General features: G+C 46.8%; 27 protein-coding genes, 2 rRNA genes and 1 riboswitch. Of the genes, 27 read left to right on the top strand and 2 right to left on the bottom strand.

Features of this window, described 5'->3' with window-relative positions; translation table 11 throughout:
• Positions 1–98: 98 nt before the first annotated feature.
• The 3 genes from MHI12_RS00055 to MHI12_RS00065 all read left to right on the top strand — a co-directional run bounded on the left by MHI12_RS00055 (position 99) and on the right by MHI12_RS00065 (position 3,869).
• Positions 99–3,024, top strand: a 23S ribosomal RNA gene (locus MHI12_RS00055).
• A gap of 75 nt (positions 3,025–3,099) precedes the next feature.
• Positions 3,100–3,216: ribosomal RNA gene (gene rrf / locus MHI12_RS00060) — 5S ribosomal RNA — on the top strand.
• Between the two features lie 212 nt (positions 3,217–3,428).
• On the top strand, positions 3,429–3,869 hold the full coding sequence (locus MHI12_RS00065; RefSeq protein ID WP_084174380.1) for a hypothetical protein: 441 nt from the start codon (positions 3,429–3,431) through the stop codon (positions 3,867–3,869).
• A 657-nt stretch (positions 3,870–4,526) separates the two neighbouring features.
• Here MHI12_RS00065 and MHI12_RS00070 read toward each other — a convergent pair.
• On the bottom strand, positions 4,527–5,051 hold the full coding sequence (locus tag MHI12_RS00070) for a hypothetical protein (RefSeq protein WP_036606136.1): 525 nt from the start codon (positions 5,049–5,051) through the stop codon (positions 4,527–4,529).
• Positions 5,052–5,551: 500 nt separating this feature from the next.
• Between MHI12_RS00070 and MHI12_RS00075 the strand changes: the two genes are divergently transcribed.
• From MHI12_RS00075 to rsmI, 12 genes are all read left to right on the top strand, one after another.
• Positions 5,552–5,737 carry a sigma factor G inhibitor Gin gene (locus MHI12_RS00075; RefSeq protein ID WP_315939719.1) on the top strand — a complete coding sequence of 62 codons (186 nt, stop codon included), beginning with the start codon at positions 5,552–5,554 and terminating at the stop codon, positions 5,735–5,737.
• Between the two features lie 257 nt (positions 5,738–5,994).
• Positions 5,995–7,821, top strand: coding sequence for an aminotransferase class I/II-fold pyridoxal phosphate-dependent enzyme (locus MHI12_RS00080; RefSeq protein ID WP_405171194.1), 1,827 nt, complete (start codon positions 5,995–5,997; stop codon positions 7,819–7,821).
• Positions 7,822–8,351: 530 nt separating this feature from the next.
• Positions 8,352–8,780: a CidA/LrgA family protein gene (locus MHI12_RS00085; RefSeq protein ID WP_083677614.1), complete on the top strand. Its 429-nt coding sequence runs from the start codon at positions 8,352–8,354 to the stop codon at positions 8,778–8,780.
• A complete protein-coding gene (locus MHI12_RS00090) occupies positions 8,750–9,442 on the top strand; it encodes an LrgB family protein (RefSeq protein ID WP_051449580.1) in 693 nt (230 codons plus the stop codon). Before MHI12_RS00085 ends, MHI12_RS00090 begins: the two co-directional genes overlap by 31 nt.
• Before the next feature lie 217 nt (positions 9,443–9,659).
• Entirely contained in the window at positions 9,660–10,307 is a 648-nt protein-coding gene (tmk, locus tag MHI12_RS00095; protein WP_017691392.1) for a dTMP kinase, read from the top strand.
• 61 nt (positions 10,308–10,368) lie between these two features.
• Positions 10,369–10,698: a cyclic-di-AMP receptor gene (locus MHI12_RS00100; RefSeq protein ID WP_017691391.1), complete on the top strand. Its 330-nt coding sequence runs from the start codon at positions 10,369–10,371 to the stop codon at positions 10,696–10,698.
• Between the two features lie 344 nt (positions 10,699–11,042).
• Positions 11,043–11,486 (top strand): YaaR family protein, encoded by a 444-nt coding sequence (locus MHI12_RS00105; RefSeq protein WP_017691389.1) that lies wholly within the window; start codon positions 11,043–11,045, stop codon positions 11,484–11,486.
• 9 nt (positions 11,487–11,495) lie between these two features.
• On the top strand, positions 11,496–12,467 hold the full coding sequence (gene holB, locus MHI12_RS00110; protein ID WP_074092912.1) for a DNA polymerase III subunit delta': 972 nt from the start codon (positions 11,496–11,498) through the stop codon (positions 12,465–12,467).
• Between the two features lie 117 nt (positions 12,468–12,584).
• Positions 12,585–13,385 carry a stage 0 sporulation family protein gene (locus MHI12_RS00115; protein ID WP_017691387.1) on the top strand — a complete coding sequence of 267 codons (801 nt, stop codon included), beginning with the start codon at positions 12,585–12,587 and terminating at the stop codon, positions 13,383–13,385.
• Positions 13,386–13,413: 28 nt separating this feature from the next.
• A complete protein-coding gene (gene yabA / locus MHI12_RS00120; RefSeq protein ID WP_017691386.1) occupies positions 13,414–13,782 on the top strand; it encodes a DNA replication initiation control protein YabA in 369 nt (122 codons plus the stop codon).
• A gap of 95 nt (positions 13,783–13,877) precedes the next feature.
• The gene (locus MHI12_RS00125) at positions 13,878–14,657 is read left to right on the top strand and encodes a tRNA1(Val) (adenine(37)-N6)-methyltransferase (protein ID WP_405171195.1); all 780 of its coding nucleotides are present in this window, start codon (positions 13,878–13,880) and stop codon (positions 14,655–14,657) included.
• Entirely contained in the window at positions 14,658–15,545 is an 888-nt protein-coding gene (gene rsmI, locus MHI12_RS00130; protein WP_405171196.1) for a 16S rRNA (cytidine(1402)-2'-O)-methyltransferase, read from the top strand.
• Between the two features lie 279 nt (positions 15,546–15,824).
• Here the strand turns inward: rsmI and MHI12_RS00135 are convergent, their stop codons facing one another.
• Positions 15,825–16,079: an AbrB/MazE/SpoVT family DNA-binding domain-containing protein gene (locus MHI12_RS00135; RefSeq protein WP_024633700.1), complete on the bottom strand. Its 255-nt coding sequence runs from the start codon at positions 16,077–16,079 to the stop codon at positions 15,825–15,827.
• A gap of 317 nt (positions 16,080–16,396) precedes the next feature.
• Here MHI12_RS00135 and MHI12_RS00140 point away from each other — a divergent pair, with 317 nt between their 5' ends.
• The 12 genes from MHI12_RS00140 to MHI12_RS00195 all read left to right on the top strand — a co-directional run bounded on the left by MHI12_RS00140 (position 16,397) and on the right by MHI12_RS00195 (position 26,836).
• Positions 16,397–17,674: an HD domain-containing protein gene (locus tag MHI12_RS00140; protein WP_405171197.1), complete on the top strand. Its 1,278-nt coding sequence runs from the start codon at positions 16,397–16,399 to the stop codon at positions 17,672–17,674.
• Between the two features lie 332 nt (positions 17,675–18,006).
• Positions 18,007–18,777, top strand: coding sequence for a TatD family hydrolase (locus tag MHI12_RS00145; RefSeq protein ID WP_179087975.1), 771 nt, complete (start codon positions 18,007–18,009; stop codon positions 18,775–18,777).
• A 241-nt stretch (positions 18,778–19,018) separates the two neighbouring features.
• A riboswitch (cyclic di-AMP (ydaO/yuaA leader) is annotated at positions 19,019–19,272 on the top strand.
• A gap of 273 nt (positions 19,273–19,545) precedes the next feature.
• Entirely contained in the window at positions 19,546–20,730 is a 1,185-nt protein-coding gene (locus MHI12_RS00150; protein WP_405171198.1) for a ubiquitin-like domain-containing protein, read from the top strand.
• A 154-nt stretch (positions 20,731–20,884) separates the two neighbouring features.
• The gene (rnmV, locus tag MHI12_RS00155; protein WP_338707449.1) at positions 20,885–21,430 is read left to right on the top strand and encodes a ribonuclease M5; all 546 of its coding nucleotides are present in this window, start codon (positions 20,885–20,887) and stop codon (positions 21,428–21,430) included.
• Between the two features lie 4 nt (positions 21,431–21,434).
• Positions 21,435–22,337: a 16S rRNA (adenine(1518)-N(6)/adenine(1519)-N(6))-dimethyltransferase RsmA gene (gene rsmA, locus MHI12_RS00160; RefSeq protein ID WP_405171199.1), complete on the top strand. Its 903-nt coding sequence runs from the start codon at positions 21,435–21,437 to the stop codon at positions 22,335–22,337.
• Between the two features lie 59 nt (positions 22,338–22,396).
• A complete protein-coding gene (gene yabG, locus MHI12_RS00165; protein ID WP_017691377.1) occupies positions 22,397–23,293 on the top strand; it encodes a sporulation peptidase YabG in 897 nt (298 codons plus the stop codon).
• Positions 23,294–23,446: 153 nt separating this feature from the next.
• Complete coding sequence (veg, locus tag MHI12_RS00170) at positions 23,447–23,722, top strand: biofilm formation stimulator Veg (RefSeq protein WP_017691376.1); 276 nt, start codon at positions 23,447–23,449, stop codon at positions 23,720–23,722.
• Between the two features lie 257 nt (positions 23,723–23,979).
• Entirely contained in the window at positions 23,980–24,156 is a 177-nt protein-coding gene (locus MHI12_RS00175; RefSeq protein ID WP_017691375.1) for a small, acid-soluble spore protein, alpha/beta type, read from the top strand.
• Positions 24,157–24,305: 149 nt separating this feature from the next.
• The gene (gene ispE, locus MHI12_RS00180; RefSeq protein ID WP_026081373.1) at positions 24,306–25,160 is read left to right on the top strand and encodes a 4-(cytidine 5'-diphospho)-2-C-methyl-D-erythritol kinase; all 855 of its coding nucleotides are present in this window, start codon (positions 24,306–24,308) and stop codon (positions 25,158–25,160) included.
• Positions 25,161–25,257: 97 nt separating this feature from the next.
• On the top strand, positions 25,258–26,085 hold the full coding sequence (gene purR / locus MHI12_RS00185; RefSeq protein WP_017691373.1) for a pur operon repressor: 828 nt from the start codon (positions 25,258–25,260) through the stop codon (positions 26,083–26,085).
• A gap of 188 nt (positions 26,086–26,273) precedes the next feature.
• Positions 26,274–26,558 carry a septation regulator SpoVG gene (spoVG, locus tag MHI12_RS00190; RefSeq protein ID WP_017691372.1) on the top strand — a complete coding sequence of 95 codons (285 nt, stop codon included), beginning with the start codon at positions 26,274–26,276 and terminating at the stop codon, positions 26,556–26,558.
• Positions 26,559–26,641: 83 nt separating this feature from the next.
• Positions 26,642–26,836: a hypothetical protein gene (locus MHI12_RS00195; protein ID WP_124118801.1), complete on the top strand. Its 195-nt coding sequence runs from the start codon at positions 26,642–26,644 to the stop codon at positions 26,834–26,836.
• Positions 26,837–26,838: the final 2 nt, after the last annotated feature.

The following is a 26,838-nucleotide window of genomic DNA, read 5'->3' on the forward strand; positions in this document are numbered from 1 at the left end:
AGTTAAATTGCTTTTGTGATGGTATCGGGTGAGAGCGACTTTTGGATTTGGACGTAGTCCAAACCAAGGGAAGCGAGCGACCGAAACCGGAACAAAATGGTTAAGCTACTAAGAGCACACGGAGGATGCCTAGGCGCTAGGAGCCGATGAAGGACGTGGCGAACAACGAAACTGCCTCGGGGAGCTGTAAGCAAGCTTTGATCCGGGGGTGTCCGAATGGGGAAACCCAGCTGGGGTAATTTCCAGTTACTCACAACTGAATACATAGGTTGTGCAGAGGCATACCAGGGGAACTGAAACATCTAAGTACCCTGAGGAAGAGAAAACAATAGTGATTCCGTCAGTAGCGGCGAGCGAACGCGGAGAAGCCCAAACCAGAGAGCTTGCTCTTTGGGGTTGTGGGACGTCTCACATGGAGTTACAAAGGAACCGGTTAAGCGAAGAGGTCTGGAAAGGCCCGCCAAAGAAGGTAAAAGCCCTGTAGTTGAAAGTTGGTTCCCTCCGAGACGGATCCCGAGTAGTGCGGGGCACGTGAAACCCCGTATGAATCCGGCAGGACCATCTGCCAAGGCTAAATACTTCCTAGCGACCGATAGTGAAGCAGTACCGTGAGGGAAAGGTGAAAAGCACCCCGGAAGGGGAGTGAAATAGAACCTGAAACCGTGTGCTTACAAAAAGTCAGAGCCCGTTTTAGGGGTGATGGCGTGCCTTTTGTAGAATGAACCGGCGAGTTACGTTCCCGTGCAAGGTTAAGGTGAAGAGCCGGAGCCGCAGCGAAAGCGAGTCTGAATAGGGCGACTTAGTACGTGGACGTAGACCCGAAACCGGGTGATCTACCCCTGTCCAGGGTGAAGGTGCGGTAACACGCACTGGAGGCCCGAACCCACGCATGTTGAAAAATGCGGGGATGAGGTGGGGGTAGCGGAGAAATTCCAATCGAACTCGGAGATAGCTGGTTCTCCCCGAAATAGCTTTAGGGCTAGCCTCGGAAAACAGAGTCGTGGAGGTAGAGCACTGATTGGGTGCGGGGCCCGCAAGGGTTACCAAGCTCAGTCAAACTCCGAATGCCATAGACTTACTTCCGGGAGTCAGACAGTGAGTGCTAAGATCCATTGTCAAAAGGGAAACAGCCCAGACCATCAGCTAAGGTCCCCAAGTGTGTGTTAAGTGGGAAAGGATGTGGAGTTGCACAGACAACCAGGATGTTGGCTTAGAAGCAGCCACCATTGAAAGAGTGCGTAATAGCTCACTGGTCGAGTGACTCTGCGCCGAAAATGTAACGGGGCTAAACACACCACCGAAGCTATGGCTTGATGCTTTGCATCAGGGGTAGGGGAGCGTTGTATAAGGGTTGAAGGTGTACCGTAAGGAGCGCTGGACATTATACAAGTGAGAATGCCGGTATGAGTAACGAAAAGATCAGTGAGAATCTGATCCGCCGAAAGCCTAAGGGTTCCTGAGGAAGGCTCGTCCGCTCAGGGTAAGTCGGGACCTAAGGCGAGGCCGAAAGGCGTAGTCGAAGGACAACAGGTCGAAATTCCTGTACCACCGTAAGCCGTTATGAGCAATGGGGGGACGCAGTAGGGTAGTGACGCGGACTGATGGATGTCCGTCTAAGCAGTAAGGCTGATGTGTAGGCAAATCCGCACATTGTAAGGCTGAGCTGTGATGGGGAGCGAAAATTGTAGTAGCGAAGGTCATGATCTCACACTGCCAAGAAAAGCCTCTAGCCAGGTGATGGTGCCCGTACCGCAAACCGACACAGGTAGGCGAGAAGAGTATTCTAAGGCGCGCGGAAGAACTCTCGTTAAGGAACTCGGCAAAATGACCCCGTAACTTCGGGAGAAGGGGTGCCCCGGTAGTGTGAATAGCACGAGGGGGCCGCAGTGAAAAGGCCCAAGCGACTGTTTAGCAAAAACACAGGTCTGTGCGAAGCCGTAAGGCGAAGTATACGGGCTGACGCCTGCCCGGTGCTGGAAGGTTAAGGGGAGTGGTTAGGAGCAATCCGAAGCTGTGAACCGAAGCCCCAGTAAACGGCGGCCGTAACTATAACGGTCCTAAGGTAGCGAAATTCCTTGTCAGGTAAATTCTGACCCGCACGAATGGCGTAACGACTTGGGCGCTGTCTCAACGAGAGATCCGGTGAAATTTTAATACCTGTGAAGATGCAGGTTACCCGCGACAAGACGGAAAGACCCCATGGAGCTTTACTGCAGCTTGATATTGAATTTGGGTACGATCTGTACAGGATAGGTGGGAGCCTTTGAAACGTGAGCGCCAGCTTGCGTGGAGGCAACGTTGGGATACCACCCTGATCGTATCTAGGTTCTAACCTGGTACCGTAATCCGGTGCGGGGACAGTGTCAGGTGGGCAGTTTGACTGGGGCGGTCGCCTCCTAAAGAGTAACGGAGGCGCCCAAAGGTTCCCTCAGAATGGTTGGAAATCATTCGAAGAGTGCAAAGGCATAAGGGAGCTTGACTGCGAGACCTACAAGTCGAGCAGGGACGAAAGTCGGGCTTAGTGATCCGGTGGTACCGCATGGAAGGGCCATCGCTCAACGGATAAAAGCTACCCTGGGGATAACAGGCTTATCTCCCCCAAGAGTCCACATCGACGGGGAGGTTTGGCACCTCGATGTCGGCTCATCGCATCCTGGGGCTGAAGTAGGTCCCAAGGGTTGGGCTGTTCGCCCATTAAAGCGGTACGCGAGCTGGGTTCAGAACGTCGTGAGACAGTTCGGTCCCTATCTGTCGTGGGCGTAGGAAATTTGAGAGGAGCTGTCCTTAGTACGAGAGGACCGGGATGGACGTACCGCTGGTGTACCAGTTGTTCCGCCAGGAGCACCGCTGGGTAGCTATGTACGGACGGGATAAACGCTGAAAGCATCTAAGCGTGAAGCCCCCCTCAAGATGAGATTTCCCAGTATGTAAGACCCCTTGAAGACGACGAGGTAGATAGGCTGGGGGTGGAAGTGCAGCAATGCATGGAGCTGACCAGTACTAATCGGTCGAGGGCTTATCCAATAGCAAGTGATAATTCGCATGTTTCGTTTCGAATCTAGTTTTCAGAGAACAACACTCTGAAATGTAAGCTACGCGTTTGGTGGCGATGGCGGAGGGGTTCCACACGTACCCATCCCGAACACGACCGTTAAGCCCTCTAGCGCCGATGGTACTTGGACCGCAGGGTCCTGGGAGAGTAGGACGCCGCCAAGCAAAGAACCACTGCCGATGTTATTCGGTGGTGGTTTTTATTTGTTTATAAGGATTAGATACGTTGAGCAGAAGCTCTGACATGATCGATATTGGAAGGTAACATTTTTGTTACGGATAACAGCGGCAAAACCAGTATAATAGGACTATGTTAAATATGCTAAAAGTACCTGACCACAGAGCTGGAATGTGCAGCTGTGAAAAGGAGGGTGTGTGTGTTAAGTTGGCGGAGACTTGGACTACAATCATTTCTGTTGCTTTGTTTGACCGTTGTTCTGGCAGGATGCGGTGAAGCTTCAGGATCTGTATGGACTTCATATGAAGGTGCGGTGAACGAAAAGAGTTTTCCGGTGCCGAAAGTAGCGAATAAATCTGACCAGTCTGAAAATAATTCGGATATGGATTATGTTCGATATACGCTGTCTGGTATTAGTGAGAGTACTAGCTTGCCTGAGGTATATCTAGACGAGATTAAAAGCTGGGGTTGGACAGAGAAGCAAGCCAAGGGTACATCCAATGAATCCAGTACCTTGCGTGTATTTGCAAAGGAAGGACATACTGTGCATTTAGCAGTACATGATGGTTCCTTTACACTAATGGTTCCTAGAAATGATGCTACTCAAGCGACAGTTAAATCATTGGCTGAAGACGATTGAGCTGTTGCGGGTAAGGTTGCATATGATTAATTAACGTTGTGATGTTCCTTATAATATAGTAAAGCTCCCGTGTACTTGATCGGGGGCTTTTTGTTATTTAGAGAAGTAGGCTTTAGTAATGATGGGAGAACCCATCACGTATGGTGGATCAGAGGTCATACAGGTACAGAAGGAATGGAGCAGTTTCTTTCGTACACGTATAGGTGGTATGTGTGCGTGCGTGAAGCATAGGGGAGTATAGAGCGCCAAAAGTAGAGGGGAGAGATAAGTTGTATAAAGGTATTGAGGTAATGAGTGGCTGATGGAAAGCAGCTAGAGGGCAGATAGAGCTGAGACTGAGGCAAAAGATCGCTCAAAGGTGTAAGATCTACGAGATATCTGGGGTTATGAGGATATGGAGCAGCGGGAGGAAAAGAAGAGAAGAACGGAGCCTCGAGTGGGGATAACTCATTTTACTATACCCATACTGTGGATAATGGATGAGAAGGGGACAATAAATAAAGGTTATCCACTGTGGACAACCTTTATTTGAGCATGTGAGGCTGAGTCAACTGAACGATACACGATTATGTTTTTGTAACAGATTATTCGAAGGGCTCAGCGGTTATGTATTACAGGTAAGTGAGGTTCATTGAGTATTGCATAAACGAGGGAGCGTTATTGCAGATAGTATGAGACATCTTGTTCATTCAATTTGATGAGTCCGTCTTTGCGCTCACGGGAGAGCACCATTACAACATACAAGCGAGGACCCAACAACCACAAATGCCAGAAGATCAGCGAGAGGGTAAAGGACAATGGCGACCATATCAAACATACTGTAATGATACATAGTCCAATCCAGCTCATGTTAAGGTGTACCCGGACAAACATACGGAAGCTAAAATGCTGATCAGGGATATAACCTAACCAGGGCATACGCATATTCCAACGCCAGCGTTTGGCGTAAGAGGTACGGACCAGAAGTAATATCGTTCTGGCGATGACATAATGAATCCAGATGGTGATTGGACCTGCCAGTACAAAAAAGAAGAGGCCAGTCCAGGAGAATGCGAGTAGATTGAATAAGAGCATGATGACCGGCAGACACAGATAGCTGTAAATGACACTGCGGGCGATAGCCTTTTTTTTCAGAAGCCGGTATTGATAAAATGTTGCTTTATTCTCCGGTTCGGCGATCATACGATTATATATCCTCCTTCGGATTCACGGTTGTGTGGGGTAGGTATTCGTTTTTCTTACATGAGTAAAAGGGAATGAATCATACATGTATGTATATATGAACCTTGTATCTCACGCCATGACGATTGTACAAGATATTGAGATTCGACGGAGCTTACCTCAGTATACTCCCGAATACACGGACTGTCAGGCTTTGATATCGTTATCATGTATTATATATCGGCTGGGATTCCAAGTTTTTTTAAGGAAATTGAATATAAGTTTGAGTCAGGCCATGGGATACGTGATGTAGAGGTAAATGCGATGGAATGTAGGATTACTGTATATAGATAAGCAGGTGAATGTTCTTGTAGGGAGAATGAATGTATTTTTCGGTACAGACACCCAAGAGGGGGTGGGCGAATATATATATTTTATAGAAAGAAAGCACTATGAAAATGTTTAAAATAATAGAAACTGTGCAATACTGATAGTAAACGTAAAACAAGGTGGGATGGTTCATGGAAGAACATGCCGAACACACATGTATTATCTGCGAGCAAAGAAAAAAAGAAGGCATTTTTATTGTATCTGAATTCATATGTGACACTTGTGAAGCAGAAATGGTTCATACCGACGCGCAGGATGCCAAGTACAATTATTTTATTCATCAAATGAAGCAAATTTGGGTACAAAAAAATGCATAATGAATGTTGCTAATAGAAGTAGAAGCGAAACATCACATTGTAACGATGCTGATGTGTATAGAGGCCCAATGGGCCTTTTTCTGTTTTTAAGAGAAGAGATTGTCTTGTTTGCCATCTTGGGAAGGCGTATGCTGATATAATGATATAGATCATTTGCAGTAACGCGTGTGGAGATAGGGAAAAAGGGCGTTTCTTGGATTAGGAAGCATTTTGGAGCGCATAGGGCGCACATTATATATGTACAGGATGGTTATTTCATGGATCATAAAAATAAATCAAGTAGAGCCCCTTTATATGAAGCGTTGCTTGCGTATCGTGATTCGAAGCAGCGTTCTTTTCATGTGCCTGGGCATAAGAATGGACAAGCTTATCGACATTTGCTGGAACAAGCAGAAGCAGGGACAACTCCAGCTAAGGATATCGTTAATGAGGAACACCAGCACAACGGTGAGATTCAGAATGATGGAGGAAAGAATGTTAATCAGAAGGTAGAGCGTTTCAGTTCGGTGTATGAGCATGGGGCTGATCTGGCGAGCGGGAAACATTTTGGTGACGAAGGGATTCGTTTGGAAATAGAACTGACACCAGTGCGTTCATTTCTGGAAATGATGGAGATGGATGTTACGGAGATCACGGGCACTGATGATTTGCACCATCCGGAAGGTGTAATCCAGGAAGCACAGGAGCTTGCGGCAGATTGTTTTGGCGCTGAGGAGAGTTTCTTCCTTGTGGGAGGCAGTACAGCAGGTAATCTGTCCTTACTGCTCACCGTGTGTGATGAGCCAAACAGTATTGTGCTGGTGCAACGGAATGTGCACAAATCAGTTATTCACGGGTTAATGCTGGCAGGCGCAAGAGCTGTATTTCTGGAGCCGTGGGTCGATCCTGTGTCTGGACTTGCGGTCATGCCGTCGGTGGAGACGGTTCAGGCTGCTGTCCAGTCCTATCCTGAGGCAAAGGGAGTACTTGTCACTTTGCCCAACTATTACGGCATGGGCGCTGATCTGACGCCTATAGCCGAGGTATGCCACGCTGCTGGCATGCCATTGCTCGTGGATGAAGCGCATGGCGCGCATTATGGGCAGCATCCGGAGCTGCCTGTCTCTGCACTGTCATGCGGAGCAGACGGTGTTGTGCAGTCGACGCATAAGATGCTGACGGCCTTCACCATGGGTGCCATGCTGCACATTCAGGGACCACGGTTAAACCGGTCCCTGTTAAGGCAGCGCCTGGCCATGGTGCAAAGCTCAAGCCCATCATACCCGGTGATGGCTTCGCTTGATCTGGCGCGGCGCCTGCTGCATGTGCAGGGCGCGAACACCTTCACGGCGGGGCTCGCTGCCGTGAATGCTTTTAAGCGCGGCCTCGCGGAGCTGCCGCCCTTTCAGTTGCTGCAGCCTGCACAGCCGCTGCAGCAAGAACCGCCAGCCGGAACAGCGAAGCCGGCTGGCATGTCCGTGTCCGCTGCACAGCAGACACGGGAGGGCCTGACCGCGGCGGCGAAGCCATCTGCCGCGGGGTATACCGCTCAGGACCCATTCAAGGCCGTCATCTATGACGGCACAGGGGTGCTGAGCGGTTATGGGCTTCAGCAGCAGCTAGAAGCATGCGGCTGTGTGCCCGAGATGAGCGACGAACGGTACGTCGTCTTGCTCTTCAGCCTGGGCTCAACGGTGCAAGATGCTCAGCACCTGTTGCAGGCTTTACACCATATCAGCTCTGCCAATGGGCATGAGCAGGTCCAATCTAATGCAGCGCCATCACATCAGCTTGCGAAAGGTTCGGCACATTATATTTCCACGTGGAACAATTTACAAGAAAAAACTCGCTACTCGGAACCGATCTCCTTTACACTGCAACCGATTGTGGAGATGGATACGATCAATGTGCCGATAGAAGAAAGCGCAGGCTGTCGATCAGCTGAGATGGTAGTCCCGTATCCTCCAGGGATTCCGCTTGTATATCCGGGTGAACGTATTAGTACATCGATGGTGGCACGTATACAACTGCTGCGGGATGAAGGAGCAAAGTTTCATGGGGTATCCGATGCATCTCTACAGTCATTGAGGGTCATGAAGGAATGAAGGGAACACATGAAGATCTGAATTGCACTCACCAATAGGTGGACAATATGACCAATACGGATAGCGATACCGGACCCTACACATGTGAGGGTCTCTTGGTCATTAATCTAGTTGCTAGGGTGTGTCTTCAAACTCAGGCATGCAATACGTTGAAGGATGTCAGGGTCCAACATCTTGAAGTTAAGGATTGCTGATCCTGGCGAATTGTCCGACGATTTTCTAAGGAACCGAGGACGTCTTATTTAGCCTTCGAGTCCTCCTTTTATTTTGTAAGGAACCTGAGACATGTTATTAACCAAATTCGCCTAACAAACACGCTGTAAACGGCTGGTTATTCCAATATAGCGTGTTTTAGATTCCTTAGATTGCTGTGGGCGCATTAAATCGCTGAATAAGACGTCACAGGATCGTTAGCGCTCCCGCTCCGTGCCCTGCTCCAGACACGTTCAGTTATGTTCCGGCTTTCGGCAGGTATGAAGACAGGCTCTAGTTCAACTTATACAGATAGACATAAGAAAGAAGGGAACACTTTGGGTATTCCGCTAAAAAAATATACAGGAATAGTCCTGCAAGTTTTGTTGATGTACGGTTTTTATTGGATTGGAAACTTGATTCAAGCTGTATTACATCTGCCGTTAACAGGCAGTATTGTGGGCATGCTGGTATTGTTTGTCACCATTCAACTGGGATGGATCAAAATGAGCTGGGGAGAAGAAGGGTCGACGTGGCTTCAATCTCATCTGCAATTGTTGTTCATCCCGCCAACTGTGGGCATTATTAATCACTTTGATTTTTTTCGAGCTAACACATTGTTATTGGTTCTGGGTTTGATCGTTAGCACATTAATCACATGTCTGATATCTGCCAAATTAAGTGAGTGGCTTATGACATGGAGATCGTCTCATTCAGGCAAAAAGGAGGCGATCACTTGTCAGCATTCATCCTCGGAATTGGAATGATCGCGCTAACCATCGCTGTATATATTCCAGCTACTCGTCTATATAAAAGGCTGAAATGGCCGATCCTTATGCCTGTACTCACAACAACTGCCATACTGATCCTGATCTTGGTGATTTCCGGTATAAAGCTGGATACGTACATGCTGGGTGGCAAATGGATACAGGAGCTCTTGGGTCCAGCAGTTGTATCTCTCGCTTTTCCCTTGTCCAGACATCTGCATGTGCTGAAGCAAAATATCATTCCCATTGTGGGTGGAACAATCGGAGGCAGTATTACAGGTGTCTCCACAGGTGCTTTAATCGCCATTCTGCTTGGTTATCCTCAGGAAATGGTCATCGCTTTATTGCCAAAATCTGTGACCACTCCTGTGGCTATTCAACTCGCTAATCAGGTTGGAGGGAATGCCTCATTCACATCGTTGTTTGTGATGATTGCAGGATTCTCAGGGATATTATTGGGGCCGATGCTCTTGAAATGGGCCAAAGTCCGCAGTAAACATGCCTATGGAATTGGACTGGGTTCAGCATCTCATGCCCTCGGCATGGCAAGGTCTTTCGAATATGGAGAGAATGCGGTAGCCCTCAGTTCAGTTTCCATGATTGTCAGTGCTATTGCCGGATCAATTATGCTTCCATTATGGGTATGGATTATCTACGGTTGAACGCTTTACTTTGTTGTTCATGTTGGAGTAACCGCTGACCTATAGTATGATAGAAAGAAACAAGCTTGTATGATCTTGGTGTTATTAATACGTACCGATATAGCTGTAGCTATACACCTCTGGGCTGGGGATATCATATCTTGTAGCAAGAGGGTCTAAGCATATTCAATTACAGCAGTAATAGATGCAATTATCGACATAGAAAGCAGGGAAGCATATGCAGGGCAGAGGTAAATTCATTACGCTGGAAGGGGGAGAGGGTTCCGGTAAAACAACGATGATCGGTAGAATAGGTTCTTATTTTGAAGAACGGGGTATACCTTACGTAGTTACGCGAGAGCCTGGAGGAATTGAGATTGCGGAGAAAATACGTTCAATTATACTGGACCCTCTTCATACGGCAATGGATGCTCGAACCGAAGCACTATTGTATGCAGCTGCACGCAGCCAGCATCTGGCGGAGAAAGTAGAGCCTGCGCTGAGAGCTGGAAAAGCAGTCATCTGTGACCGATTTGTCGATAGCAGTCTGGTCTATCAAGGTTACGCCCGTGGACTCGGGATAGAGAATGTATGGGCCATTAACCGTTTTGCGATTGGTGATCTCATGCCGGATGTGACCTTATATCTGGACATTGAGCCTGAAGTGGGGCTTGCCCGGATCGATGCTCATGATGGCCGGGAAGTGAACCGTCTGGATCTGGAAAATCTGGAGTTTCACCGTAAAGTGAGAGAGGGTTACTTCCTATTAAAAGAGCAGTTCCCGGAACGGATCAGGGTTATCGATGCTTCCATGAAGCAGGAGGATGTCTTGGCAGCAATGATTTTGTCGCTGGAGACAGGGATTTTGAAGGATTTTGACGAGTAATTGTCTAATATATAGACAGGGCATTTGATAAAGGTGCTTATTCTAAAGGAGGTTATGCAGGATGAAACTGATTGTTGCGATTATACAGGATAAAGACAGCAACCGATTATCCAGCGCATTGGTCAAAGCAAACTTTCGGGCAACAAAGCTTGCCAGTACGGGCGGATTTTTGAAGGCAGGCAACACGACGTTTATGATCGGTGTCGATGATGGTCAAGTCGAATCCGTAATGAACGTCATTCGCAGCAGCTGTAAGGTTCGTGAACAGCTCGTGACTCCGGTCACACCGATGAGTGGAACAACCGACTCTTACCTGCCGCTACCTGTTGAAGTTCAAGTAGGCGGAGCTACTGTATTTGTTCTCCCTGTAGATCGCTTCGAACATTTCTAATTAAACCTATTGCATGGATCCCATGAGGTTCATTCATGATTGATAGCATGTTGGAAACGATGGATGCAAGAAGAGTTAACAGCGTTCGTGCGTGCCACTTACGGAACGCCTTTCTTGATGAGAAGAATCAGCATACTCTTTCCGGATGAGCATTTCCCAGCTGGGGGAATGGTTCATTTCGGAAAGAGGTTGACTACAAAGAACAAGTCCTTGATGGTGATGTGTATCTACCATTATATATAGAGTGTGATCAGCATATATAAAAGCCTCATTCTCACGCACAGGCGCAACGCGCACTGTGCTGATGGGCGATTGGCTAACTATGATAGAAAGCGGGCGTATCCATGAAAATCAATCCTGGATTCAGACCGATTCAGAGCGGGATCAGTTCTACTGATTCAGGTTCCAAACCGGTTCAATCCAAAAATTTCTCTGACATGATGAATCACCAGGGGGAACGGGCCTCACAAGCTGAACTGAATCGCCGGTTTAGTGAAATCCAGCTTCAGGGAGATCGCTTGGCACGCTCCATGACGATTCGTGAACTGAAGGCGTATAAGCAACTTGTTAAAAGGTTCCTGGAAGAGACCGTTCGTCGCGGTGTATCCATGAAAGAGACAAGGGGTTGGGATCGTCGTGGCAGAGGTAAGCGTTATAAGCTGATTGATGAAATTGACTCCGCTCTGTTATCCATGGCTGATGAACTGCTGGATACAGAAGAAGGAAAAATCTCTCTATTACAACAAGTAGGCGAAATTCGGGGGATGCTTATTAATTTAAGCTTCTGAGGAGGAAGTATGTCCTTTCAACAGATTATGGGTCAACAAGCGGCCAAGCAAATGTTACAAAGCAGTTTGAGACGTAAGGCAATAAGCCATGCATATTTGTTTAGCGGTCCAGCTGGTAGCGGGCAACGGAAGACGGCAATTACCTTTGCCAAGGCAATATTCTGTACAGAGCTTGAAGATGACGCTTGTGGGCAGTGTCTTGAATGTCGTAAGGTGGATCACGGTAACCATCCGGATCTAACCATGCTTGCACCAGATGGAAACAACATTAAAATAGATCAAATCCGGGATCTGCAGCGTATTTTTTCATACCGATCCGAGGCAGGCCATCCCAAAGTATATATTATAGAACAAGCCGAGAAAATGACGGTGCAGGCAGCAAACAGTTTGCTCAAATTTCTGGAGGAACCGCAGGTACCAGCAGTCGGCATCCTGATTACAGATAATGGACAGGCCATGTTGCCAACGATCCGCTCACGCTCCCAATTGGTGCCGTTCAGCGCACTGAATCCGGAAGAGATGCTTCAATCACTAATTGAGGAAGGGCACCCTGCCAATCTGGCTCGCTCTGCCGTCCATTTAGCGTCAGGATTGGAAGCATGTAGAGAAATTCTCCAGCAGAATTGGTTTGCAGAAATTAGAAACGTAATGTTACAATTAGGGAAGGAGTCCCTGGGTAGAGGAAGTACATCATTGATCTCTGCACAGCAGAAGCTTTTTAAAACCGGACTCTCTGAACACCTGGACATGTTACTCAGTTTGTTCCATCTATGGTTTAGGGACATGCTGTATGTTCAGTACGATAGGCATGAACATATCGTTTTTATAGATCAGTTAGACATGTTATCTCAGTTGGCACATACCCGCAGCACAGAGCAGTGGGTCTCCTATATGGATATGGCCGCAGCATGCAGAAAAAAATTGCGTTTCAACGTCAATGGCCAGCTTTGTCTGGAGCAATTTTTGATCGGTTTGGCATAAGACTGGGAGAGGGCAGAGTTAGCTCCAATCATATGCAAACGGTTATAACTTCATCCGGTTCCCTAAGAAGACGGGGCTTCAGACGAAGTGGGGTTGGCTTACAAGGGGGTTAATTTTTTGTACAGTGTAGTGGGTGTCCGTTTCAAAAAAGCGGGCAAAATTTATTACTTCGATCCCCTGGACCTTCCCATTGAGAAAGAAAACTGCGTTATCGTGGAGACAGCGCGGGGGGTTGAGTACGGTAAGGTTGTCGTAGGTAAGAAGGAAGTGGGCGAGTCCGATGTGGTGTTGCCGCTGAAGAAAGTCATCCGCGTTGCGGGCGATACAGATGCCCGTGTGGTTGATGAGAACAAGCGTGCAGCGAAGGAAGCATTCGGTACTTGTTTAAATAAAATCAAAGACCATGGCCTCAAAATGAAGCTGGTCGATGTGGAATTTACGTTTGATCGCAATAAAATTATATTTTATTTTACAGCTGAAGGAAGAGTTGATTTTCGGGAGCTGGTCAAGGATCTGGCAAGCATATTCCGGACACGAATCGAGCTGAGACAGATTGGTGTACGTGATGAAGCGAAGATGCTTGGCGGAATCGGACCTTGCGGCCGTGTGTTGTGTTGTTCTTCCTGGCTGGGAGACTTTGAGCCGGTATCAATCAAGATGGCTAAAGATCAGAGCCTGTCACTGAATCCGACGAAAATTTCAGGGTTGTGCGGAAGACTCATGTGCTGTCTGAAATTTGAGCATGATAACTATGAAAGTGTGAGAGAAGAACTGCCAGCTGTAGGCAAATTGGTCGTCACCTCATTGGGTGAAGGAAAAGTTGTCGGAATTAATGCCGGTAGCCGCACAGTCCATGTTCAACTGTTCGACATCAGTAAAGTCAAAGAACTTCCGCTGGATGACGTCGTTATCAAGTAAACCATAAAGGTTGCTTCGGGGTGGAAACTTGGAAAAGAAAAATCTGTTTACGCACATTCATGAAATGGAAACCCAACTGGGTCAGTTGCACGGTGATTTAGGAGAGTTAAAAATGATTGTGAAGGAGCTGCTTGAGGATAATCAGCGGCTTACCATCGAGAATGAGCAGTTACGCAAACTGCTCAAACGTGAGGCTCCGGCAGATCTGCCGATCTCCTCAGCACTCGCGCCTGTAGCAAGACCAGCAGGTCCGGCTACAGGCGAGGATGTTGTGGGTGAAGGGTATGATAATCTGGCTCGGTTGTATCACGAAGGCTTCCATATCTGCAACGTCTATTATGGACATTTGCGGACGGAAGGCGATTGTCTGTTCTGCCTGTCTTTTTTGAATAAATGAAGTGACCGTAGGGATCCCCTACGGTTTTTTTTCAAGGTTATAAACCTAAACTAAACAAACATGAGATATAGAGTACCGGAGGATGAGCGTAACATATGAAAGCAAATGAAGTTGTGTTACATGAGTCAGAGCGGATTGATGATCTGCTCTCTCATGATCTGAGAATCATTCAAAGTGATGAAGTGTTTAGTTTTTCGATGGATGCCGTATTATTAGCCCGGTTTGCTTCCGTACCTAAACGGGGTCGTGTACTTGATTTGTGTACAGGTAACGGGGTGGTTCCCATTCTGCTTACAACGCGTACGCAGGCTAGTCTGGAAGGGATCGAGATTCAGCCACGTTTGGCTGATATGGCGCGTCGCAGTGTGCAATTAAATGCATTGGATGAATCGATTATGGTTCGTGAAGGTGATTTGCGAGAACTGGTGAAAGAAACAGGACATGCTGTATACGATGCAATAACGGTTAATCCTCCATACATGCCCCTGAATGGCAGTGATCTCAAGATGAACACACATCAGGCAATGGCACGTCATGAGATCGGATGTACCCTGGAAGAAGTGATTCAGGCGTGCAGTCGACTTGTACGTAATGGCGGCAAAGTATCGATGGTTCATCGTCCACAGCGCCTTGCAGAGATTATCTCGCTCATGCGCGAATATAAGCTGGAACCAAAACGGATTCGGATGGTACATCCCCGTGCTCATCTGGAAGCCAACATGGTGTTAATTGAAGGAATGAAAGATGGTAAACCGGAAGTTAGGATGCTTCCTCCACTCATTGTCTACAATGAAGAGGGGAAATACTGCGAAGAGATTATGGATATTTACTATGGTCAGCAACATGCTGAGCGTACTACGAAAGGAGGGCTTTAGATGACTTTGCATATTCAAAAAAGCTATGCGGAGCAGCCTGAAGGATCAGGCAAGCTCTATCTGGTTGGAACACCCATTGGTAATCTGGAGGATATGACCTTCCGTGCCATCAAGACATTGCAGAGTTGTGACATCATTGCAGCAGAAGATACACGTCAGACCCGAAAGCTGCTTACCCATTTTGAAATTACACCTTCCATGCTGTTTAGTTATCATGAGCATAATAAGGGGGCGAGTGGACCTGAACTGATACGCTATATAATAGAAGGAAAAAATTTGGCACTCGTCAGCGATGCCGGTTTGCCAGCCATTTCGGACCCTGGTTCTGACCTTGTACAGCTTGCACTGGAAGCCGGAATAACGGTCATTCCCATCCCGGGGCCCAACGCTGCGTTGTCTGCTCTGATCGTGTCCGGATTACCGACGGAGCGTTTTACATTCGGCGGTTTTTTGCCGCGGGAGAAAAAGGACATGCGAAAAGTGCTGGAGGCTTTTGACGAATCCAACGGGACTTTGTTATTTTATGAATCGCCTCACCGTATTCGGAAAACATTAGTCCACCTTGAAGAAATTCTGGGTGATCGCTTGATTGTCCTGGCTCGTGAACTAACCAAGCGTCATGAGGAATTCGCAAGGGGTACTGTGAGGGAATGCATAGACTGGCTTGAAGAACATCCGCCTCTTGGCGAGTACTGCTTGCTGGTAGAAGGCATTAAGGAAGAGGAGCGTAAGGCTGAGCGCGAAGCATGGTGGCAGCTTATGTCACTCGCGGATCATGTCAGCCATTATGAGGGTGAAGGACATAACCGTAAAGATGCAATGAAAAAAACGGCTACCGATCGCGGTCTGGCGAAGCGGGATGTATATAATGCATTAATCGAGCAGTAATCTAACCCAATATCTTATGCTGTGGGGGACATAACCTGAAAAGAAGCTTATATCCAACCTTAGTGGAATATTAAAAAGAGCAGAGTGGCTAAAAAAAATTCCGAACAAATTTCATCGTTCTCTCCCAGTTCGCGTGTGACAGAATCATTTTGGGTAATGGAACCCATAACAAGGCAAAAAAATACCTTCCGCGGTGGGGTTCACACCGGGAAGGTCATTAAGGAATATTTAAAAGGTTAGAAATAACAATTTAGATAAGTCCAGTATACCTGGTTTTTCTTATTTTGTCACAGGTGCAGGGATTTCGGAAATACATTCGTTACAAACAATTTTACCTTTGAAGTAAGTAACGTTCTCTGCATTACCACAGAAGATACAAGCAGGCTCGTATTTTTTCAACATGATGCGCTCGCCGTCAACGTAGATTTCCAGAGCATCTTTTTCACCAATACCGAGCGTACGGCGCAATTCAATTGGAATAACTACCCGTCCCAGTTCGTCCACTTTTCTTACAATACCTGTTGATTTCATCATTATAATCAGTGCTCCTCTCAGCTAACTATCTTTGTCATTATTCGACATTATTTTATGTTTTATGATACTCATCATACCAACGATTCCCAAATCAGTCAACCTTAAAATTAGCTTAAAATTAAGGCTGTTTTTCACAAGGTTACTGGTGGTAAGGGATTGGAAGCCGTTTTTCGCATTTAAACCTCAATGTCAGCTTTGTCGATTTGGAAAACGACAAAACTACTTCATTCGACAAAGTTCGTCATATGGTGTCGAATCTTAGGTGAATCGTAGAGCTCAAAGCGTTAATATAAAAGAAATTAAAGGAGTGAGTCGACATGCAACAACGTTTAACGGAAGAGAAAGTATTCAAAGATCCGGTACATAATTATATCCACGTGCAAGATCCGGTTATATGGCAGTTAATTAACACCCCGGAATTTCAGCGTTTACGCCGGATTCGTCAGCTGGGTACTTCTTACCTTACCTTTCACGGAGCAGAGCATAGTCGGTTCTCACATTCACTAGGTGTTTATGAGATTACACGCAAGATCATCTCTCAATTTGAAAGAAGTCATTATTCGGATTGGCCGAAGGAAGAAAAGATTGTAGCTCTGTGTGCAGCTCTGCTTCATGATCTCGGGCATGGGCCATTCTCTCACTCCATCGAGGAAGCTTTTGACATGAATCACGAAGATTGGACTTGTCGCATTATTACAGGTGATACCGAAGTAGGGGCGATCTTAAGACGGTATGCTCCTGATTTTCCTGAGAAAGTAGCGTCTGTCATTCAAAAAACGTATGAAAAGCCGATTGTGGTGAACTTGGTGACCAGTCCGCTTGATGCAGACCGAATGGATTATTTGCTCAGGGATGCCTATTTTACAGGTGTAAATTACGGCACGATTGACCTTGATCGTATCCTTCGGATGCTGCGTCCTTATCATGGGCGGATTGTAGTCAAGGAGTCAGGCATGCATGCAGTGGAGGATTACCTAATGTCTCGGTATCAGATGTATTGGCAGATCTACTTCCATCCGGTAACTCGTAGTTCTGAAATTATATTGCGGCAAATATTCAAGCGAGCGAAAATACTCCTACAACATGGTTTTCAATTCCGCTTCATGATTGATCCACTCCCTCAATTATTTGAAGGAGAATTATCCGTGGATGAATATTTGCAGTTGGATGAAGCATTAATTCAGACGGCATTTACGCAGTGGCGCAAGGAGGACGATACTGTTCTGAGTGAGTTATGCGAACGTTTTATGGATCGCAAGTTATATAAGTATGTAGAGCTTGAACAGGTCGACTTGACAATGATGGAAGAGATTCGGGAAGCTTTTGTACAGGCTGGCCTCGATCCCGAATATGATCTTGAAATTGATTTTCCTTCGGATAATCCGTATGATGTGTTTCGTCCGGATGAATCCACAGATAAGCAGATTCTTCTTCTGGATCGACAGGACAATTTACGTGAGTTGTCAGAAGTATCTGACATTGTCCGTTCCATCAGCGGACTTCACCGAGGGAAACATCATTTGTATTACCCGCAAAACAAGGTGGATGCGATTATTCACGAATTACCGTCACATATACGCCCCTATTTCTTGTAATCGTGTGGGTATAATCCGATGAAGAATTTCGATATCAAAACACTTTCTAAAAGAGCTATTTTTCATGATACAGTAATCTGCTTTAATGGGGAGTATATGTAGATCGACATAATTTTGTAAATGCAAGCAGGCAGAATGAGTGCAATAAGCAATATATAGATCAGAATATCCGTATATCTTCTATATATTGTAGTTTTGAAGAAACAAACGTAATGATGTAATACACAGATGCCCAAAATGTTTTATGTATGAGTCATTGAATTATTGAATTTTACAAATTGAATTTTGAAAAAGAAGATAGTCGTTATTTCGACATGAAGGGAGATACAGACATGATGCTGTTCGACACACATACACATCTGGATGCACCACAATTCGACGAGGACCGCGAGGACATGATTCAGCGTGCTGTGGATGCAGGAGTTGGTCGTATGATCAACATTGGCTTTAACCGGGAGACAATTCCAACCACAATGAAACTCGCCGAAACGTATGACTTTATATATGCAGCTGTAGGGTGGCATCCCGTAGATGCGATAACAATGCAGGAGGGCGATTTGGAGTGGATTGCATCTTTATGCAAGCATGAAAAAGTGGTTGCGATCGGTGAGATTGGATTGGATTATCACTGGGATACTTCACCCAAAGAAATACAGCATCGCGTATTACGACAACAAATTGCTTTGGCGCGTGAAGTGAACATGCCAATTGTCATCCATAATCGGGATGCACATGAGGATATCATAAGAATTTTGCGTGAAGAGAAGGCTGGCGAAGTTGGTGGTGTGATGCACTCGTTCTCGGGCAGCTGGGAAACAGCAAAAAGTTGTCTCGATATGGGCTTCCATCTCTCTTTCGGAGGACCGATCACATTCAAAAATGCAAAGCAGCCCAAAGAGGTGCTGGAGAAGGTTCCTATGGACCGATTTTTCATTGAAACAGATGCTCCATATTTGACACCTCACCCTTATCGTGGGAAGCGAAATGAGACAGCGCATGTACGTCTGGTTGCAGAGGCAGCTGCGGAAATTAAAGGCATTTCGGTGGAGGAAATTGCTGCAATAACAACCAAAAATGCCATGGAACGATTTGGGATTCGTTAAAAAAACGAGCAAATGAGGTGAAAAAGGCAGGTAAGCGGAGGTAATTTGCCCTTTGATCCAAATAAATCAAGAATATTACAATATTTTAACCAAATATTCAGAAAAACGTACTTGATCAACGCTTTACAACATGCATCAAAACAGGATATCATCTTTTCAGTGAATTGTTGTGCGGAAAATTGGACAGATGTTCGGGGGATGAACAAAGGGACACTTTCCGATGAAACAACATTACTTTCATGAATCAGTCTCGCTGAGTCTCCGTTATCGGAGAGCGGGGGAACCAATAGGGCTTAAACATCGGTGTATTTGGCCGATGCGCAACGTTCGCTGACCCAAAAGCAGCGAAGGGAACTGCGAAGCCGTATTTGATTTCTTCTTTGGGTCTCGGGGTGAATTCAAGGGCGTCCGCCATGAGCGGGTGACCCAAGATAGGGCGGCTCTCTTTCGCCCGAACCCGACAGCTAACCTCGCAAGCGGAAAAAGAGAGGCAACCTCGTGCATGAATTTCCGATATTCAAAATCATTCGGAAGCCACGAAAGAGTTCCTCTTACACTCTTTCTTTGGCTTTTTTGTTTTTGAATAAAAGAAATATTGTCATCATACGGTAGGTATTCAGGAGGATGACATCATGTTGCGAAGATTGATTCATGGTGCAGAACCGGATTATGTTGGTCCGATCTGTGTTCTGTAGAAAATTTGGTATAGTCACGTCAAAGACATCATGCATTACTTTAGACGGCGAGGCTATGAAGGAGGACGGAGAAGTGGGCACATTCCAACCAGAAGAGACCCATGAGTCACGATCATCCAGTAAGTCTTTCGCGTTGCGGTGGAAGCATGAGAACATGCGTCAAATGGCATTGATCGCGATTTTCTCAATTGCGCTTACAATCATGATCTTGTTAGTCGTTTACGGTCAGGCCGGGAAACAAATTTCACTGGTTATTGATGGCAAAGCTCAGGTGGTAGAGACTCGTACAGGAATGCTTCAGGAAATGCTGGAGGAGCAGTCGATCACAGTCAGCCCTCACGATAAGGTATCCATGTCCATGAATGGGGCGATTACAGATGGAGACCGAATCGTTATTGAGCGGGCCGTTCCAGTTAACATTACGGCAGACGGAGACACCAAGACTCTGTATACAACCGATTCATCGGTAGAAGATGCAATTCAAAAATCAGGTATTCAAGTTGAAAGTAATGATAAAGTGTATCCGGCGCTTGGAACTGCGATCAAAGCGGAGATGAAGATCCGTGTAGTGCGCGTAACAAAGCGTACAGTGGAAGTAGAGCAACCGATCGCTTACAAAGTCATTAAAACGGCTGACCCTAGCTTGTACAAAGGGGATAACCGTGTCGTTGTGAACGGCAAAGAAGGCACAATTGTGCAGCATATCGAAAAGGTATTTCAGGATGGAGAATTGGTCTCCAAAAAAATGGTCGGAAAATCTGTCGCGAATAATCGTGTAGATAAAGTGATCGCTGTTGGCACCAAAGCAAAACCGGTCGTGAAAGAACCTGAGATTCAGACCGTATCGGCTCAAACGTCAACAACCAAAAAGTCTACAACAACGAACTCGAAGAAAACATCTGCCTCGGGCAGCAAAGTGATTACCGTATCCGGGACTTCTTTTAAATACTCCAAAGTACTTAAAAATGTATCCATGACTGCCTACTCTTCCGAAGAGCCTGGCATTGGAACTAAAACAGCTTCCGGTACTCGTGTAACGGAAGGGCGCACCATTGCGGTTGATCCCAAAGTCATTCCAATTGGCTGGTGGGTATATATCGAAGGTCTGGGATTCCGTCGTGCGGAAGATACAGGCGGTGCCATTAAAGGCAACAAAATTGATGTGTATTATGACAGTGTGAAGCATGCCCTGAATTTTGGACGTAAGAAAGGCAAGACGGTCTACGTGATCGGTCCGGTGAAGCCGGAAGCGAACTAAAATCGTTTTACTTTGAAATGGGAATGCTATAAAATAGTTGCATGAATGATTCATGCGGAATATGCGGCGGAGGAGTCTGAATTCAGCTCCCCCGCCGTTTGGCAGAGAAGAGGATATTCCTCTTCTTTTTGCGTTAGAAAGGAAGAAATGGAACATGATAAAAGAAGTCATTGTGGTGGAAGGCCGTGACGATACGGTAGCTATCCGTCGGGCCGTGGAAGCCGATACCATAGAAACAGGTGGATCAGCAATCAACCAACGCATTCTGAAGCGGATTGCGCTTGCTCAGGAGAGACGGGGAGTCATTATACTGACAGATCCGGACCATGCTGGCGAACGCATTCGTAAAATTATTGCGAACAAGGTGCCAGGTTGCAAACATGCCTTCATTCCGGAAGCTGATGCAACGCGCAAAGGGGACATTGGGGTGGAGAATGCCTCACCAGAGGCGATCCGTCATGCTCTGGCGCGCGTACATACTTCATACGAAGGTGCTCCGAGCCTGATCGATTGGGAGGACCTGATCGCGGCAGGACTTATCGTGCATCCGCAGGCTGCTGCACGTCGCATGGAGATGGGCAATCTGCTGGGTATCGGTTATTGTAACGGTAAGCAGTTCCACAAACGTCTCAGTGTATTTCAGATTACACGGGAAGAATTCTCTACAGCATTAGCGCAAATTGAACGTGAAGGATTGTGAGCATATGAAGGACATGGAAGAGACGATAGAAATTGCAACGCCCAAGCGTACGAAAGAGATTATTCAAAGACACGGATTCTCATTTAAGAAAAGTCTGGGTCAGAACTTTCTGATCGATCAAAATATACTGAACAAAATCGTTAATGCAGCCGACTTGGACGAGTCCAAGGGCGCACTGGAGATTGGGCCGGGTATTGGAGCCCTTACGGAGCGACTGGCTCGGGTAGCCGGTCCCGTCACAGCCGTAGAGATTGATCAGCGCTTGATCCCAATCCTGGGAGAAGTGATGCGGCCTTATTCGAATGTACGTGTTCATCATGGGGATGTGCTGAAGCTTGATCTGGCTGAGTTGTTTAATACGGATTTTGCATCCGTGGACAAAGTCAGTGTCGTGGCTAACCTGCCTTATTATGTAACGACTCCAATCATGATGAAACTGCTGGAAGAGAAGCTGCCGGTAGACAGCATTGTTGTCATGATCCAAAAAGAAGTGGCTGAACGCATGGCTGCTGCACCGGGATCAAAAGACTACGGTAGTCTGAGCATCGCAGTTCAGTACTACAGTATGCCGGAGCTTGTGTGTATTGTGCCTCCTACGGTCTTCATTCCGCAACCTAATGTGGAATCAGCTGTCATTAAGCTGAAAGTGCGTGAGCAGCCGCCAGTGGAGATTCCAGATGAAGCACACTACTTCGAAGTGGTACAGGCTTCTTTTGCCCAGCGGAGAAAAACAATCTCAAACAACTTGAAGGCGCGCTTCTTCACAAAGGAGAATCGGGAACAGGCAGACATTCTGCTGGAGCAGGCAGGTATTCAACCGTCCCGACGTGGAGAGACGTTGAGTCTGCAAGAGTATGCCACACTCAGCACCGTAATGTGGGAAGCAGGGGTACGTGCAGCGCTGTAAAATTTGAATGAACCAAACCGGGTCTTTGCCCATACGATGGGGTAGAGGTGATTACGTTGATGAATATCGGAGACTTGGTCGTTCGGAAGTCATACGGCGGCGATGTGACTTTTCGGGTGGAAGGCCTCCAGTTGGATGCTGCGGTCATTAAAGGGACTGAGTTCCGGCTGATTGCCGATTCCCCGGTGGACGATTTGATACAGGTTCCCTACGAACCACAAAGCGCCAAGACCAGACAGGCGCATATTAAAGCACATCAGACCCTGTCCCGTCTGCAGCAGAATCGTATGGAACAGGCTGAGCGGAATCGTGAAGGTCTAGTACAGGATTGGTCTGCCCAGCAGGAACCGGCTTATTTTGAAATGCCTGGAAAGGTGCTTCATTTGGATGGAGATCCGAACTATTTGAAAAAAAGTATGGATCTCTATGAGCAACTTCGTGTGCCCGCAGAGGGACAGTATGTCCATGAATCGGCAATGGCAGATACCTTATACCGCTTATTACCCAAAGTACGTCCGGATATCGTAGTTATTACGGGTCATGATGGGGTGCTAAAGACACGTCAGCCCTATGACTTATATAGTCTTGGTAGCTACAAGAACTCGCAAAATTTTGTGTCGGCCATTCAGGTGGCCAGACAATATGAACGCCATCTGGACGCACTCACTATTGTTGCAGGGGCCTGTCAGTCCCATTTTGAGGCACTGCTACGCGCAGGGGCGAACTTTGCCAGTTCCCCAGGCAGAATTCTCATTCATGCACTTGATCCGGTCTATGTGGCAGCAAAGGCCTCCTTTACCTCTGTGCGGGATACGGTCAACATGAGTGATGTTCTGCACAATACCATCAGTGGCAGCCAGGGTGTGGGTGGTGTTGAGACACGGGGGAGTTACCGGGTAGGTCTGCCTGGGCTGAATGATTTATCTACGCTAAAAGTGAACCCGTCGGCAGTCTGATGTAGGCCATTTAAAGTCCCAATTTGGGGCTTTTTTTGTTTGCAAAAAAATTCATTGACAACAACTTTTTGATGCTGATATAATAATTAGTTTTGATTTGACAATGACTGTAAAATCCGGTATAATGGACAAGAAAAGAGGTGGTCGTCGACAATGGCTAAAAACACGCTGTTGGATATCAAACGCAATCTCGATGCACATATTGGTCAGAAAATTATGTTGCGGGCTAATGGTGGCCGCCGTAAGACCATTGAGCGTACGGGTGTATTGGAAGAAACGTACCCTTCTGTTTTTATTGTTAAGCTTGATGAGGAGCAAGAAACCTTCAAGCGAGTATCTTATAGTTATGCGGATATACTTACGGAATCGGTGGAAGTCATGGTTTATGACCCGGGCAGCCAGACGCATAGCTCCTATATGGAGACGTAAGTATCGATTTACAGGCGATTCGCCCCATAAGGCGGATCGCTTTTTTGTTTTTTTTAAACACCAATTCTCCCTCTAACGTAACCCATACATACTCAGGAATGAGCGAGGAACGGTCGCGGCATACTATATGGACAGGTGAAGGGACAGTTTCTTAAGCAATGCAGGAAACTGAATATGGCCTGGTGACAAAATGTCCAAAACGTGAACGAACAACGAACTCATCACATTATGAAGGATACTTTGGAGGAGGATGGTTCATGAGTCGCAGAAGAAGAAGTGTCATGTCAGAGGATCTGAAGAATGAGCTCGCGAAAGACCTGGGCTTCTATGATACTGTGCAACAGGAAGGTTGGGGCGGAATTAAAGCCAAGGATGCAGGAAACATGGTAAAACGTGCAATTCAACTTGCTGAACAGGCTGCGCGCAAATCTTAATCCGTTTAAAGCAAACTGAAAAGCGGGGAAATCCGTCAGGAACAACCCCGCTTTTTCCCCTTAGATGCGGAATACAAATGACTTGACAGCCCCATTTTGATATAATATGTTAAGTTGTCTTAGGGAAAAGGTGAGGACGGGTGAACGCCTTGAAAATTTACGAAAAAGCGCCTGCTAAAATTAATTTGATGCTGGACGTTTTACATAAAAGAAGCGATGGATTCCATGAAGTTGAAATGATCATGACCATGGTCGATCTGGCTGATCGGCTGGAAATGTCGGAGCTGCCGCGAGATACTATTTTCATCTCCAGTCAGGCGGGTTATATCCCGCTCGACGAGAAGAATCTGGCTTTCCAGGCAGCCAGACTCATTAAGGAGCGCTATAACGTGCGTACAGGTGTCCATATTCATCTGGATAAAAAGATTCCAGTTGCAGCCGGACTTGCCGGCGGCAGCAGTGATGCAGCAGCAGCGCTGCGTGGATTGAACCGTCTGTGGCGGTTGAATATACCGGATCACGAACTGCAGGAGCTTGGAGCTGAACTTGGGTCGGATGTTCCATTCTGTATCACAGGAGGGACTGCACTCGCTACAGGCCGTGGTGAGAAGTTAACTCCCATTCCTAATCCGCCGCAATGCTGGGTAATTCTGGCCAAGCCTCCGATTAATGTGTCTACAGCCGATGTGTACGGGAGGTTCCGCAGTGACAAGATTGTTCGTCATCCGAGTGCAGCTAAAATGGAGCAGGCTATACGCAATCAATCATTTACAGAAGTCTGTGACCAGATGGGCAATGTGCTTGAAGATGTAACGTTGAAGCTGTATCCGGAAGTTCAGCATCTGAAGGATGCCATGATTCGATTGGGTGCAGACGGCGTGTTAATGTCTGGTAGCGGTCCAACGGTATTTGGTCTGGTTTCCAAAGAATCCAAGGTTGCCCGGATATACAATGGTCTGCGAGGGTTCTGTAAAGAAGTGTACGCTGTGCGCATGTTGACGTAAAATTCGCTTTTATAATGTACAAACACGTATAAAGGTGTTATATTCTTAAATAATTATTCGGATTTGGATGTTTCCGTGATCGTGAGGATGGATCTCTGTGAAGAAGTTAAAACGAAGCGCAAGGCTGGTTGAAATGACGCAATACTTATTGTCCAGACCGCATACGGTTATTCCGTTGACCACATTTGCCGAACGTTATGGAGCCGCAAAGTCTTCAATTAGTGAAGATTTGGCGATTATCAAGGAAGTGTTCGAAGAAGGTGGGTCAGGAGAACTGCATACACTGGCTGGAGCGGCCGGGGGAGTAAGATGGATTCCGAAGGTATCCCGAGAACTGGCATTGGCATTTGCGGAGCGGCTCTCGACCCAGCTCGCGCAACCTGATCGGATCTTGCCTGGAGAATACCTGTACATGTCCGACTTGCTTGGTCAGCCCGCATTGATGAATGAAGCCGGCAAGATTTTTGCAACGGCCTTTGGCAATATGAATATTGATGTGGTTATGACGGTAGAAACCAAAGGAATTCCACTGGCTTATGCGACCGGTGCCCAGCTCAACCTGCCTGTCGTGCTCGTACGCAGGGACCATCAGGCTACAGAAGGATCGGCCGTAAGTATCAATTATGTATCCGGGTCCCATAAAAGTCTGCATACCATGTCCCTGTCCCGCAGGGCGATGCGTGAGCATTCCAGAGTACTTATTGTGGATGACTTCATGAAGGCCGGGGGTACGGTGCAAGGAATGATCGATCTTTTGGCCGAGTTTAATGCTACAGTTGCCGGGGTAGGGGTACTGGTGGAATCTGGTTCTGTAGATTCAGAAGAACGCCTGCTAACAGATTACGTATCTCTGGCGAAACTGACAGCAGTTGATGCCAAGAGCAGACAGATTTCCGTCAAGCCTGGCAACTATTTTGACCTGTAGAAAGATGACGAATGTTATGTCGTTAAAAGGTCTTTTCCATCGACCTGGCACTAACGTTGTCGAATTGTGTATTAAATAAAAAAATTCCTGAAATTAGGAAATTTTTGTGGTTATAAAAAGAAGGAGTTCGTATATGCTGTGTGGAATTATACACCAAGTTCTGATGGAAAAAGGTGGTGAACACACACATGCAAATTACGGATGTCAGACTCCGCCGTGTTAACTCGGAGGGGAGAATGAAGGCTATCGCATCCATTACCATCGATAACGAATTCGTCGTTCATGACATTCGTGTCATTGATGGTAACAACGGAATGTTTGTTGCTATGCCGAGCAAACGTACTCCTGATGGAGAGTTCCGTGATATCGCCCACCCGATCTCTTCCGGTACGCGTGAGAAGATTCAGGCAGCAGTTTTGACTGAATACGATCGTGCGGCAACTGAGGAAGAAGTCATTGAAGAAGGTGCCTGAGAACATTATTGGGGTTCGAAGGAAAAGAGAGCCATGTCTTATGGCTCTCTTTTCTTTTTGACCGGAATAAGATATATTCAGTATTGAGTTTATTAGCAGAGAACAAAAAGCGCATCGTGCGCTTGGTGGCAGGGCGGCATCTTAGGAATCATTGGGATTCGGTTAAGCTCGCAGGTACACGGCGTATACATATAGGTCACGATTCGTTGGTGTCCGCGTTGTTACGTGTGATTACAGAGACAGCAGGCGATGAACAGGACCGGCTTGAAGCCGGCTGAAC

The sequence above is a fragment of the Paenibacillus sp. FSL H8-0280 genome, from assembly GCF_045040665.1.
GTDB classification, from domain to species: Bacteria; Bacillota; Bacilli; order Paenibacillales; family Paenibacillaceae; genus Paenibacillus; species Paenibacillus xylanexedens_A.